The 12,781-nt window shown below is 59.0% G+C and carries 14 protein-coding genes; 10 read left to right on the forward strand and 4 right to left on the reverse strand.

Translation table 11 applies throughout. The features are described 5' to 3' along the window. The first annotated feature begins 4 nt into the window (after positions 1 to 4). Positions 5 to 781 carry a 3-oxoadipate enol-lactonase gene (pcaD, locus tag LT85_RS00710; protein WP_038484094.1) on the forward strand — a complete coding sequence of 259 codons (777 nt, stop codon included), beginning with the start codon at positions 5 to 7 and terminating at the stop codon, positions 779 to 781. Here pcaD and LT85_RS00715 read toward each other — a convergent pair. Beyond that, positions 750 to 1,664 (reverse strand): LysR family transcriptional regulator, encoded by a 915-nt coding sequence (locus tag LT85_RS00715; RefSeq protein WP_052134458.1) that lies wholly within the window; start codon positions 1,662 to 1,664, stop codon positions 750 to 752. The two genes, pcaD and LT85_RS00715, sit on opposite strands and share 32 nt — an antisense overlap. Positions 1,665 to 1,780: 116 nt before the next feature. Here LT85_RS00715 and LT85_RS00720 point away from each other — a divergent pair, with 116 nt between their 5' ends. Next, positions 1,781 to 2,779: an AraC family transcriptional regulator gene (locus LT85_RS00720; protein ID WP_038484097.1), complete on the forward strand. Its 999-nt coding sequence runs from the start codon at positions 1,781 to 1,783 to the stop codon at positions 2,777 to 2,779. A 43-nt stretch (positions 2,780 to 2,822) separates the two neighbouring features. On the opposite strand, the gene LT85_RS00725 is transcribed toward LT85_RS00720, so the two are convergent. Then, positions 2,823 to 3,623: an IclR family transcriptional regulator domain-containing protein gene (locus tag LT85_RS00725; RefSeq protein ID WP_038484100.1), complete on the reverse strand. Its 801-nt coding sequence runs from the start codon at positions 3,621 to 3,623 to the stop codon at positions 2,823 to 2,825. A gap of 159 nt (positions 3,624 to 3,782) precedes the next feature. Between LT85_RS00725 and LT85_RS00730 the strand changes: the two genes are divergently transcribed. From LT85_RS00730 to LT85_RS25110, 5 genes are all read left to right on the forward strand, one after another. After that, positions 3,783 to 4,487: a 3-oxoacid CoA-transferase subunit A gene (locus tag LT85_RS00730; RefSeq protein WP_038484103.1), complete on the forward strand. Its 705-nt coding sequence runs from the start codon at positions 3,783 to 3,785 to the stop codon at positions 4,485 to 4,487. Between the two features lie 34 nt (positions 4,488 to 4,521). Then, positions 4,522 to 5,163 (forward strand): 3-oxoacid CoA-transferase subunit B, encoded by a 642-nt coding sequence (locus LT85_RS00735; RefSeq protein ID WP_038484106.1) that lies wholly within the window; start codon positions 4,522 to 4,524, stop codon positions 5,161 to 5,163. 65 nt (positions 5,164 to 5,228) lie between these two features. Then, a complete protein-coding gene (gene pcaF / locus LT85_RS00740; RefSeq protein ID WP_038484109.1) occupies positions 5,229 to 6,431 on the forward strand; it encodes a 3-oxoadipyl-CoA thiolase in 1,203 nt (400 codons plus the stop codon). An 84-nt stretch (positions 6,432 to 6,515) separates the two neighbouring features. Then, positions 6,516 to 7,055: an isochorismatase family protein gene (locus LT85_RS00745; RefSeq protein ID WP_038484112.1), complete on the forward strand. Its 540-nt coding sequence runs from the start codon at positions 6,516 to 6,518 to the stop codon at positions 7,053 to 7,055. A 108-nt stretch (positions 7,056 to 7,163) separates the two neighbouring features. Then, on the forward strand, positions 7,164 to 7,619 hold the full coding sequence (locus LT85_RS25110; protein WP_052134459.1) for a transposase: 456 nt from the start codon (positions 7,164 to 7,166) through the stop codon (positions 7,617 to 7,619). Between the two features lie 232 nt (positions 7,620 to 7,851). On the opposite strand, the gene LT85_RS00755 is transcribed toward LT85_RS25110, so the two are convergent. Next, positions 7,852 to 8,298, reverse strand: coding sequence for a ProQ/FINO family protein (locus LT85_RS00755; RefSeq protein WP_038484115.1), 447 nt, complete (start codon positions 8,296 to 8,298; stop codon positions 7,852 to 7,854). A gap of 278 nt (positions 8,299 to 8,576) precedes the next feature. Continuing rightward, the gene (locus LT85_RS00760) at positions 8,577 to 9,527 is read right to left on the reverse strand and encodes a helix-turn-helix transcriptional regulator (protein ID WP_038484118.1); all 951 of its coding nucleotides are present in this window, start codon (positions 9,525 to 9,527) and stop codon (positions 8,577 to 8,579) included. A gap of 198 nt (positions 9,528 to 9,725) precedes the next feature. Between LT85_RS00760 and LT85_RS25115 the strand changes: the two genes are divergently transcribed. The 3 genes from LT85_RS25115 to LT85_RS00775 all read left to right on the forward strand — a co-directional run bounded on the left by LT85_RS25115 (position 9,726) and on the right by LT85_RS00775 (position 12,779). After that, a complete protein-coding gene (locus tag LT85_RS25115) occupies positions 9,726 to 10,466 on the forward strand; it encodes an NIPSNAP family protein (RefSeq protein WP_172656924.1) in 741 nt (246 codons plus the stop codon). Between the two features lie 29 nt (positions 10,467 to 10,495). After that, complete coding sequence (locus tag LT85_RS00770) at positions 10,496 to 11,140, forward strand: LysE family translocator (protein ID WP_038484121.1); 645 nt, start codon at positions 10,496 to 10,498, stop codon at positions 11,138 to 11,140. A 304-nt stretch (positions 11,141 to 11,444) separates the two neighbouring features. Continuing rightward, entirely contained in the window at positions 11,445 to 12,779 is a 1,335-nt protein-coding gene (locus LT85_RS00775; protein WP_038484124.1) for an MFS transporter, read from the forward strand. The last annotated feature ends 2 nt before the right edge of the window (positions 12,780 to 12,781 follow it).

Genomic DNA, 12,781 nt, shown 5'->3' on the forward strand with positions numbered 1-12,781 from the left:
CCGAATGCAAATATTGACACTTGGCGCCGAGAACTTTGCCTATACCCTGGATGGCCCCGCCGGCGCACCGGTCGTCATGCTTGCGAATTCGTTAGGTACCACTATGGCGATGTGGGACCGGCAAGCGCGCTTCCTGCAACAGCGTTACCGGGTACTGCGATACGACACGCGCGGCCATGGTCAGTCGACAGTATCGACCGGCCCTTACGCATTGCCGCAACTGGGCAACGATGTGCTGCGCTTGCTGGATGCACTGGCGATAGAGAAAGTCGGCTTTTGCGGCATCTCCATGGCTGGCATGACCGGTATGTGGCTAGGTATTCATGCGCCATCGCGACTGGAAAAGCTGGTGATCGCCAACAGTGCGGCGCGCATAGGTACGGCGGAAGGCTGGCATGCCCGTGCACAACAGGTACTGGCCGACGGCATGGACGGTGTCGCCGACGGCGCTGCCGGCCGCTGGTTTACGCCTGCTTTTATTGCGCAGGCGCCGGACCAGGTTGCGCAATATGTGCAGAGCTTGCGTGATTGTTCGCCGGCTGGTTACGCCAGCTGCTGCCAGGCATTGGCTGGCGCAGATTTGCGGGAGGAGATTGCCGCAATCACAACGCCGACTTTGCTGATCGCCGGCCTGCATGATCCGGTGACGACCACCGTCGACGCCCGCTTCATGCAAAGCCGCATAGGCGATGCCAGCTATGCCGAGTTGCCGGCATCGCACTTGTCGAATATCGAAGCGAGCGAGGGTTTCAATCGTCTGTTGCAGGATTTTCTGGCGTGAGTGTTGGCGCAATCCCGGCCACCAGCGAGCGGAAGTTTTGCAGCGCCGGTGAATTGTCATTAGCCCGAAAATTCATGATCACGGGCGAGAATACGCCCTTGTTGGAAAGCGGACGATAGACCACATCGGCCCGATGCAAGCCCTGCACCGATGCCGGCACCAGCGCCACGCCGACGCCGGCGGCGACCAGACCGATGGCGGTTTGCATTTCGTTGGCTTCCTTGACGATCGCCGGCCTGAGGCCTTTCTCTGCAAAGATTTTCAGTACCTGGTCGGCGTAGCTGGGGCGTGGTTTAGCCGGGTACAGGATGAAATTTTCGGCAGCCAGCTGGGTCAGCGTCACTTTGGCTTTTTTCGAGAGCGGATGACCGATCGGAAATACCGCGACCAAAGGTTCTTCGATAATGGTCTGGCAAACAATGTCAGGGTCATCGATATGCAGACGGCCGAAGCCGACATCGATGCGCCCCGATTTCAGCGCCTCGGTTTGCTCCATCGTGATCAGCTCTGAAAAGCCGACCTCGATGCTGGGATTGTCCTGGCGAAAGCGCTTGATCAGTTCCGGCAGCAAGCCATATAGCGTAGACGGCACGAAACCGATGCTGAACCAGTGTTGCTGGCCGCTGCCGATACGCTGCGTGGCCGCCTGGATTTCGTCGATGCGCGACAGCACTTGCACCGTTTGTTCGTAGAAGAACTTGCCGGCCTTGGTCAGCGCAATGGGGCGCGACGCGCGGTCGACCAGCTCGACGCCGATTATTTCTTCCAGCTGGCGGATTTGCCGGCTCAGCGGCGGCTGTGCAATGTGCAAGCGCTCGGCGGCACGGCTGAAATTCAGTTCGCTGGCAAGCGCACTGAAATACTTGAGATGACGAAGTTCCAATATACCTCCCGAGCATAGTGGGCGACAGAATCAATATTGTACGTTTTCTGCGGCAAGGCTTACACTATGCGCGAAAGCCAGTGACTATATACATCCGAGGTCTAAACGAGGTTGATATGCATAGCCAGTCAGTTAGCCTGGCGCCGCTGTACCGGCGCCGCGTATTCCAGTCCAGCGAAAAGGTCGATTGCCATGTCCAGGTGGCGCGTGAGCTGTCCGCGCATGACCTTTACTGGAAGGGCGATAACGTCGATACCGCGCTGTTCAAGGCGACCATACGCCAGCTACAGATATTCATGCTGAAGTATGGCGCTGAAGTCGTGGTCAGGCCGACCCTGTTCCAGGGGTTTGTGTTGGTGCACATGACCTTGAGCGGAGTTGCCGAAATTGAAGCGGACGGGCAGAAAATACGTATCCCGCAAGGCCAGGCGGCGGTGATTGCGCCCAAGCGCAATTTGCGGCTGTGGTGGCAGGCCGGCTCGGAGCAATTGATATTGAAAGTGCCGGTGGCGCTGTTTTCTGAAATCGACTTGCGCCGCGATGTCGATCTGGCCGGGACGCCTTCCCTGTTGTTGCTGCCGCAGCAAGTGGCATCGCATTGGGAACTGTTGATGCAGTCCTTGCTCGGGGTGCTGGGCTTGCCTGCTCCCGCGGCCAGCCATACGGAATGGATCAATCATTTTGAGCGCGGGGCGGTCGAATTTCTTTGGTCGCAACTGGCGCCGGGATCAGTGTCGTCGGCGCTCGCGGACACCGGCAAGCAATCGGCTGCCGAGATTGGCGATCACGGAAAATTCAGGCAGCTGGAAGCATTGGAGAACTATATTCAAGCGCGCTTATGCGCGCCGGTAACGCTGGCCGATCTGGCGCGTGCGACCGGCGTCAGCGTGCGCGGACTGAATATCTTGTGCCACCGGCATCATGGCGTGGCGCCCATGGATTTGCTGCGCAACATACGGCTGGATGCAGCGCGCCGGCGATTGCTGGAGCAGCCGGCAGCGACGGTCACCGAAACCGCTTTTGAATTCGGCTTTGCCCATATGGGGCGCTTCTCCGCCTACTATCGCCAGCGTTTCGGCGAGTTGCCGAAACAGACGCTGGTACGCCATCACTAATCAAGCGTTGAATCCGTCGAATCCGTTGAATCAATTGCCAACGCTATTTTTGCGCCCGCACCAGCAAGTTGATTTTGGCCGCCGCCGCCAGCAGCATCGGCAAACAATGTTCCAGCAACTGCGCAGGCGGCGGATTATTTACCTGGCCGCTGATGTTGATGGCCGCCACCACACGCCCGTTGCGGTCGACTACCGGCGCCGCCATCGACACCAGTCCCGGCTCCAGTTCTTCGTTGACCTGGCACCAGCCTTGTATCCGTACCTGGCGGATGATCTCGTACAGGCGTTGCGGATCGGTGACGGTATGCGGCGTATGCGCCGGCAATGACGCCGAAACCAGCCGTTGCTGCACGATGTCGTCCGGCAGTCCCGCCAGCAGCACCCGTCCCAGCGAAGTCGAATAAGCCGGCAAACGGCTGCCGACGCCCAGGTTGATCGACATGATCTTGTGTGCAGGCACTCGCAGCACATAGACAATCTCGTCGCCGTCCAGCACAGCGGCGGAGCAGGACTGGCGCAGGCTCTGCACCAGGTCTTCCATCACCGGTTGCGCCTGCGTCCATACTGGCAGCGACGACAGGTAGGCAAATCCCAGCTCCAGCACTTTCGGCGTCAGGCGGAACAGGCGTCCGTCCATCTCGACATAGCCAAGGTGCAGCAGGGTCAGCAGTATGCGCCGTGCGCCGGCCCGGGTCAGCTCTGCGCTGGCCGCGACTTCGGTCAGCGTTTGCGCCGGCGCATCGGCGCCGAAGCTGCGCAGCACGGCGAGTCCGCGTGCGAATGACTGGACGTAGCTGTCGCCGGGCTTGGGGTCGTCGTGATCGGATGGATGCGGCATGTTCATCTTTCATTAAGAGCCAATTGCAGGCGCACGGACGCAACAAATCAGCGGTTGACATTGATCTGTCAGCTGACTATTCTTTTCAGATAAGTTCTTTATACGAATATTTGTTCATTATAAGAACTTTATTGTGATTTTCAACTGAAATGTTCGTAGAGAGCCATGATCAACAAAATTATCCCTTCGGTAGAACAAGCCCTGGCCAATATTCATGACGGCGCCACGGTCATGATCGGCGGCTTCGGCGGCGCCGGCCAGCCGGCAGAACTGATCGATGCCCTGATTGTGCAGGGTGCGCGCGAGCTGGTCATCGTCAACAACAACGCCGGCAACGGAGAAACGGGGCTGGCGGCGCTGCTCAAGGCCGGGCGGGTGCGCAAAATCATCTGTTCTTTCCCGCGCCAGGCTGATTCACAGGTGTTCGACGGTTTGTACCGCGCCGGCGCAATCGAACTGGAGCTGGTCCCGCAGGGTAACCTTGCAGAGCGGATACGCGCCGCCAGCGCCGGCATCGGCGCCTTCTTCACGCCGACCGGTTACGGCACGCAACTGGCCGACGGCAAGGAAACCCGCGAAATCAACGGCAAGATGTATGTGCTGGAACATCCGATTCACGCCGACTTCGCCCTCATCAAGGCTGAGGCGGGCGACCGCTGGGGCAACCTGACCTACCGCAAGACGGCGCGCAATTTCGGCCCGATCATGGCCAGCGCAGCCAAGGTGACGATCGCCTCGGTGCACGAAATTGTGGAACTGGGCAGCCTCGATCCCGAGAGCGTCGTCACGCCGGGACTCTACGTGCAGCGCGTGGTGCAAGTGCCGCGCAGCGCCACCGGCCCGGCCGGATTCAAACAAGCAAATAAGTAAGCAAACAAGCAAGCATAAGCTAGCGGAGAACAGTATGAACAAATGGAGCAGAGAACAGATGGCGGCGCGCGTGGCGCAGGATATTCCGGACGGCGCGGTGGTCAATCTCGGCATCGGCTTGCCGACGCTGGTGGCGAATCAGCTGCCGGCCGGCCGTGAAGTGATCTTGCATAGCGAAAATGGCGTCATCGGCATGGGTCCGGCGCCCGCTGAAGGCGAAGAGGACTACGACCTGATCAATGCAGGCAAGCAGCCAGTGACCTTGCTGCCCGGCGGCTGCTACTTTCATCACGCCGACAGCTTCGCCATGATGCGCGGCGGCCATCTGGATGTCTGCGTGCTGGGGGCGTTCCAGGTGTCCGCAGGCGGTGACCTTGCCAACTGGCACACCGGCGCCGCTGATGCGATTCCGGCGGTGGGTGGCGCCATGGATCTGGCGATAGGCGCAAAGAAAACCTATGTGATGATGGAGCATCTGACCAAGACTGGCGAAAGCAAGCTGGTCGACAATTGCACCTATCCGCTCACGGGCATCGCCTGCGTGAGCCGGATCTATACCGACCTGGCAGTGATCGATCTCACTTCAGAAGGCGCCAAGGTAACCGCCATCGTCGACGGCTTGTCATTCGATGAGCTGCAGAAACTGACCGCGGTAACGCTCATCAAGGCGCATTGACGACGCCGTGTTGCGCAGTGATGCGTAGTGTTGCTCAGTGCTAATTAACTGATTCAGGAGATACCATGCCCCAAGCTTTCATTTGCGATGCCCAACGCACCCCCTTCGGTCGCTACGGCGGCGCACTATCCAGCGTGCGTGCCGATGATCTGGGCGCCGTGCCCATCCGTGCGCTGATGGCGCGTAATCCTGAGGTCGACTGGCAAGCGGTGGCAGACGTCATCTATGGCTGCGCCAACCAGGCAGGGGAAGATAATCGCAATGTGGCGCGCATGTCGGCATTGCTGGCCGGCCTGCCGTTGGAGGTGCCGGGGGCCACGCTCAATCGCCTGTGCGGCTCGGGCCTGGATGCCTTGGGCACGGCGGCGCGCGCCATCAAGAGTGGAGAGGCTGGGTTGATGATTGCCGGCGGTGTCGAGAGCATGAGCCGCGCGCCGTTTGTGATGGCGAAGGCAGAGAGTGCATTTTCCCGCAGCGCCAAAATGGAAGACACCACCATCGGCTGGCGTTTTATCAATGCGCTGATGAAGCAGCAGTATGGCGTCGATTCGATGCCGGAAACCGCCGAAAACGTTGCTGCCGAATTCGGCATCAGCCGTGCCGACCAGGACCTGATGGCGCTGGCTAGCCAGATGAAAACAGTCGCCGCGCAAGAGGCTGGGTATTTCGACAATGAAATCACGCCCGTGACGATCGCACAGAAAAAGGGCGAGGCGATCATCGTCAGCAAGGATGAGCATCCGCGCGCCACCAGCCTGGATGCGCTGGCCAAACTGAAGCCGGTGGTCAGGCCGGATGGCAGCGTCACTGCCGGCAATGCTTCCGGCGTCAACGATGGCGCCTGCGCCTTGCTGCTGGCCGATGAAGTCAACGCCGCCCGATACGGCCTGACGCCGAAGGCCAGGATAGTGGCGATGGCGACCGCCGGCGTAGCGCCGCGCATCATGGGCATTGGTCCGGCGCCTGCCACCTTGAAGGTACTGGCGCTGAGCGGGCTGACGCTGGATCAGTTCGACGTGATCGAGCTGAACGAAGCCTTCGCGGCGCAAGGACTGGCCGTGCTGCGGCAGCTCGGCTTGCGCGACGATGACCCACGCGTCAATCCGAATGGCGGTGCAATTGCGCTCGGCCATCCGCTCGGCGCTTCCGGTGCGCGGCTGGCGACTACGGCGGTCAATCAATTGCAGCGGATAAAGGGACGCTACGCGCTGTGCACCATGTGCATCGGCGTTGGCCAGGGAATTGCGCTGGTGCTGGAAAGAGTCTGAGTCGGACTACATGCGCCGTGCGGATAGGAAAGCGCGCGGCGTGGTATAAAACCGGTATGTCTAAATCAATGTGCAGCCTGGCCGATGTCTTATCTCAGTAACGCCTCGCGTTCCACCTTGCTGGTTATCGACTTGCAAGAAAAGCTGATGCCTGTGATCGGCGACGGCGCGCATGTCTTGCGGCGTGCCGTGCTGCTGGCGCAAGCCGCGCGCTTGCTGGATATTCCTGTGATCGGTACGGCGCAGCAGCCCTTGCGCCTGGGACGCACAGTGCCATCGATTGATGCATTGCTGGACCAGACCATAGAGAAATCGAGTTTCGATGCATGTGCGCAACCGGAATTTCTTGCTGCTACAGAGAATGGCTGCGACGAACTGGTGGTGCTTGGCTGCGAAGCACACGTCTGCGTCTTGCAAACGGTACTGGGCCTATTGCACCGCCAGCGCCATGTAAAGCTGGTCAGCGACGCCGTCGGCTCGCGCCAGGCTGGCGACAAGGCTGCCGCCATCGAACGCGCCCGCGCCGTCGGCGCGGAAATCGTCACCAGCGAAATGCTCATGTTTGAATGGATGGGCAACAGCGAACATCCCCGATTCCGCGAAATACTCAAGCTGATTAAATAGCTCTGGTATCGTCTGCACTCGCAGATTTCAGAAATCCCTTATGCATTTTTTGCGCGAAATGATCAAGAATGGAGTGGTCAAATTTAATGGCCATTATCAGAACGCGCTATGGATCTTCAAGAAAAGCATTGGCAGCAACTGCAACCTTTATTGCTCGGCGGCGAGAACGACCCGGGTGCCAGCGGCCGCGACAACCGCCTGTTTTTCCGGGCGGTTCTGTGGGTAGCCACCAGGAATGCCAAATGGTCGGCGCTGCCGCCTGAGTTCGGCCGCTGGCAAACCGTTTATGTGCGGTTCATGCGCTGGAATCAAGCCTGCGTCTGGCGGCAGATGGCGAGCGAGCAGGGCATTGGCGGCGAATTGCTGGAAATGCTGGACGTCATCGCCGCCTTTGGGGATGGTTACACGCGACGCGCAGCACAAAGAAAAATCAATAGAAACAACAGGAGTGCCTATAACGCGACACTGGGAAAGGCGACGCCGTCCCGGTATTGTCCTTCGGGTGAAGAAAATGCAAAAGCCGATGCTGACGCCAACTGGATCTGGCGACTGACGCATAAATAGGCCGGGAGATTCTTGTAGCGCAACGCGAGAGAGCCAGGCCAGCCCGGTTTGGGCTAATGCGTGATGAAGGGGAGTAAGAGAGGGGGGATGGTCGGCGTATGGCCAGCGGCAAGATGGCATCAAACCGCTGGTATCGTTAACATTGCCTGAAGTTGGGCGGGTGGGCGCCAGGCCTTCCGAACACCGCCGGCGATGCTACCAGGCTGGCCTTGCGCAAGCCAGCCTTGCTATATCAGCGGTTGCGAGAGAATTTCGCAGTAAGCTGGTTCAGCTTTTCCGCATGCTGCTGCGCTGCCTTTTCGGCCGCCAATTGAGCGGCTTCGGCGGCGCGTTGCAGCTTGCGCTGTTCCGCATTTTTCTTGAAACGTTCGCGCAAAGTCTCGGTAGCGTGGGTGCGGTGCACGTCGGTGACTTCGTCTGTGCTATTGCCTTCGAGATCGAAACGGTGCGTGGCCTTTTCCATCCCCTTCAGGTAGCGCAGCGAGTTGGTGTGCATGCCCAGGGCGATACGCAAAGTCTTGCGGTTAATTTCAGGCGATTGCGCGATGAGTTGCTTGTCGATGCCGATGGCAAGCGGCAGGTAATCGCGAAATACTGCGAATTTTTCCTGGAGTTCCTTGAGCAGAACGCGAGCAGTTTGAACAGGGTTGGGGGTAGAAGCAGCAACAGGTGTATTCATTGACAACAAATAATGCGGTGTGTTTTAGAACGCTTAGGATATCACGTAGACGTCGCAAAGCTCTTGTACAGCCTTGTTTTAAGGCCTTAAACGATGTTTTTTCCTTATCTTGTTGTTCTGCGGAGAACTCAAAAGCGGCGAACGCGCAACTAATTTGCATTGCCGCCAGTTTACCGTGAGGCGCCCTACAAGAATACTGTCACTCTTGGCAGGCGTTTTTTTCATCTTCGTGCAGAGTGGCGCAGAAAAATGTGGCGACAGTATTTACTGCTGCGATGCTATTTTTCTGCCAGCAGCAATAGCCTTTGCGCGCAGCTTTTGACAGCGTCGCGCAGCGCCGGCGGATGATGGATTTCAAACGCAAACGGCAAGCGCGCCAGCTGTCGCGCAAACCAGTCGAGGTCATCGGACTGATTGTGCACCAGCACTCCGTCATCGGTTTGTTCGAGGATACCGATGGCGTCGAACAGATGCTCGCGCGCAGATTTCAGGTCAGTCTTCAGCAGTACTTCGATGGCGAAAGCGCGCGGGATGGTGGCGACCGAAAACGACAAATGCGCCAGCGCGTCGAAATCCGCCGGCCGCGTAAATTCCTGCTCCAACGGTTGCACCTGACCGATCCGGTCCAGCCGGAACGAGCGCAAATCCTTGCGTAGATGGCACATGCCTGCAACATACCAGCGGCCGCCGCGGTAGGCCAGGCCATAGGGATCGAAGTCACGCGCGCTGTCGTCGCCTTGCGCGCTGCGATAGTGCATGTGGACCCGCTGCCTTTTTTGCGCCGCAGCGCTGAGGGCAACCAGTGCCGCATTATTGTCGGGCGAGGTTGCTTGCGAGAAGTCGAGCTTGACCGTTTCATCGACCGCGCCGACGCGCCGTTTCAGATTGGCCGGCATGATCCTTTCCAGTTTGGCCTGGGCGCTGGCCACCGCTGGTGCCGCTTCGGCCAATCCCAGGCTGCGCGCGGCCAGCAAGCCGATAGCCAGGGCTAGAGCTTCGTCGTCGGTGAACATCATGGGAGGCAGCTTGAAACCCGCCATCAACGCATAGCCGCCGTGGCGGCCGCGATCGGTGGTGATCGGAATCCCCATTTCTTCCAGGGTCACGATATAGCGGCGCAAGGTGCGGCCATCGATGTCGAGGCGCGCAGCCATTTCTGCCCCGCTCATGCGGCCATGAGTCTGCAGCAGTTCCAGTACTGCCAATACGCGCGTGGTTGGGTGATACATGAGGCAGAGAATAAATTATATATAGGGCTAATTCTGTCCTAAATATATCTTATCTTGATTTTCAGCACAAAAAAACGACAACCCATTTCCTATGCGGGGGCAAAAAACATGTATCGCATCATCGCTGGTTTTCTTCTTCTTTTAGCAAGCCATCACGCAGTTTTCGCACAAACGCCAACCATCACCCAACAGGCCGCCATGAACAACATTAGCCATCTCAATGATTTCCAAGTGATCGAATTCCGCCGCTACCTGATCAAGGATGGCGGCCGGGCGAATTTCGCCGCCTATTTCGAGACTTACTTTCCAGAAGCTTTCCAGCAACTCGGTGCGATTGCCTTCGGTCAGTTCGGTGAGCGCAAGAATCCGAACGCCTTCACCTGGCTACGCGGTTTCAAGAACATGGATGCCCGCGCCATTGTCAATGGCGCTTTCTATTACGGGCCTGTCTGGAAAGAACACAAGTCCGTATTGAATGACTTGATGGTCGACAGCGATAACGTGATGCTGCTGCGTCCGCTGGACCAGGGCAGCGGTGTAACGGTGTTGCCGGCTGTGGATCCTGTGCGCGAAATGCAAGGCGCCAAGGGTATCGTGCTGGCACAGATTTTTGCGATAAAGAATGGCGAAGTGGAGCAGTTTGCAGAGCGCGCTGCCGCCAGCTTTGCCGGTTACCGCGAAGCTGGCGTCCGGCAAGCCGGCGTGCTGGTCACGCTGGATGCGAATAACAATTTTCCGCAGCTTCCGGTCAGGACAGATGGCCCTTACCTGGTATGGCTGGGGATCGTCGAAGACGACAGGATGCTGGAAAGCCGCTTCAATCCGCTGGCGGAACGCGCCAGCAAAGAACTGGTCGCAAGCGGCATGCTCAGGACAGCGCCCGAGCTGGTGATACTTGATCCAACCAAGCGTTCACGCTTGCGTTGGCTAGGCGAATAAACGATAGACCATAACCGGGAGAGCGCAAAATGCAATCGATAAATCTTTGGCTGTACTTCATGATTGTCCTGGGCGTCATCGTATTGCCCGGTCTGGACATGGCGTTCATCATGGCAAGCGCACTGGTGGGCGGACGCCGTTCTGGCCTGGCCGCAGTGGCGGGGATTATCGCCGGCGGCGTCTGCCACATCGTCATGGCGGTGCTGGGCCTGGCGGTGATCCTGAAATTGTGGCCGGCGCTGTTCAACCTGGTCTTGCTGGCCGGCTCCGTATACATCGCCTGGATAGGCTGGTCTTTGCTGCGCAGCGAGAACGCTTTCCGCCTTACTGCAGGATCGGCGGGCGGCGGGACGAGCAAGGCGCCTGCGACGACTTTTCTACGCGGCATGCTGACCAGCTTGCTGAACCCGAAAGCCTATGTCTTCATGCTGGCGATCTTTCCACAATTCCTGAAACTCGACGCCGGTCCGATCTGGAGCCAGGCTCTGGTGCTGGGGGGGATCACCTGGATGACCCAAGCTGCCGTGTACGGTCCGATTGCCTTGCTTTCCAGCCGCGTCAACGGCTGGTTCGAGGGCAACCCGCGTGGCGGCGCAGTCACTGGCCGTCTGATTGGCGCACTCTTGATAGGCGCAGCGGTTTTCACCGGGATCGAGGGGTGGCAGGCGATTTAGGTGCGCACTGAAACAGAGTGCGGCGCACCATTTTCAGGCAGGAATGGTTGACCGCCGCACCGGCGCAGAGCGTATTGTGCTTGTCTTGCCGGCAATCAAAGGCTGCAAGCCGCATGAAATCAAGGGTTTAGAAGGATGGCACGGCCTTTGCTCAACAACAGGCAGGATCAACGACGATCCCACACATTCTGACGCAGATCCAATGATGGTTCTGTAGGACAACGGCGTCCTCTTGGCTTAACCGCACTCCCGGTTGAGCCGGGAGGACGCCTTTTTGTTTTTAAAGACAAAAACGGTGGACAACATGACCAGCAAAGCGACCAGTATTCAGCTCTTCAGCCTGCGCACGCCGCAAATGCGCGCCTTCCATTTGACCTGGATGGCGTTCTTCGTGTGTTTCTTCGCCTGGTTCGCTTGCGCGCCGCTGATGCCGCTGATCAAAGAGCAACTTGGCCTGAGCATGGCGCAGATCGCCAATATCAACATCGCCGCAGTGGCGGTGACGATTCTGGTGCGATTGCTGGTCGGCCCGCTGTGCGACCGCTACGGTCCGCGCAAAACCTACACCGGGCTGCTGCTGATCGGTGCTTTGCCGGTGTTTGGCGTGGCGCTGGTGCAGAGCTATGAAAGTTTCCTGTTCTTTCGCCTGTGCATCGGTGCGGTGGGCGCCAGCTTCGTCATCACCCAGTATCACACCTCGGTCATGTTCGCCCCCAACGTGGTTGGCACCGCGAATGCCGCTTCGGCCGGCTGGGGCAACAGCGGTGGCGGCGCTGCGCAGGGCCTGATGCCCTTGCTGGTGGCTGCCTTGCTGATGCTGGGCGTCAGCAGCACTATGGGCTGGCGCCTGGCTTTGCTGGTGCCGGGCGTGTTCATGCTGATCATGGCGGCACTGTACTGGCGTTACACGCAAGATTGCCCTGAAGGGAATTATGCAGAAATGCGCGCCCGCGGCGTAATGCCGGAAGGTGGGAAAAAAGGTGGTTGGGCCAGCTTTCGTGCGGCCAGCGCCAACTACCGCGTGTGGCTGCTGTTTGTCACCTACGGCGCCTGCTTCGGCGTCGAAATATTTATCCACAACATCGCCGCGATCTACTACGTCGACCATTTCGGCCTGTCGCTGAAAAGCGCCGGCATGGCGGCCGCCAGCTTCGGTTTGCTGGCCTTGTTTGCACGCGCCCTGGGCGGCTGGCTGTCAGACCGGCTGGCTAACCGTAAATCAGGCGCAGGCCTCAACAGCCGCGCGACCTTGCTGTTTGCATTGATGCTGGGCGAGGGCCTTGGTCTGCTGTGGTTTGCGCATGCCGAGAGCGCCATGCTAGCGGTGGTCGCGATGCTGACGTTCGGTTTGTTTACCCACATGGCTTGCGGCGCGACTTATGCGCTGGTGCCGTTCATCGACCGCAAGGCATTGGGCGGCGTGGCCGGCATCATCGGCGCCGGCGGCAATGTCGGCGCAGTGGCTGCCGGCTTCCTGATGAAAAGCCTGGGCGATACCCAGCAGACCCTGAGCGTGCTCGGCGTGCTGGTAGCGCTCTCGGCGCTGTGTGCAATCGCCGTGCGCTTCGGCGCAGCGCACAAGGCGCAGGAACAGGAATTGCATGACAGTGCACTAGCCAGTCGTAACGTTACCGCTTGAGG

Source organism: Collimonas arenae (assembly GCF_000786695.1).
Lineage (GTDB): Bacteria > Pseudomonadota > Gammaproteobacteria > Burkholderiales > Burkholderiaceae_D > Collimonas > Collimonas arenae_A.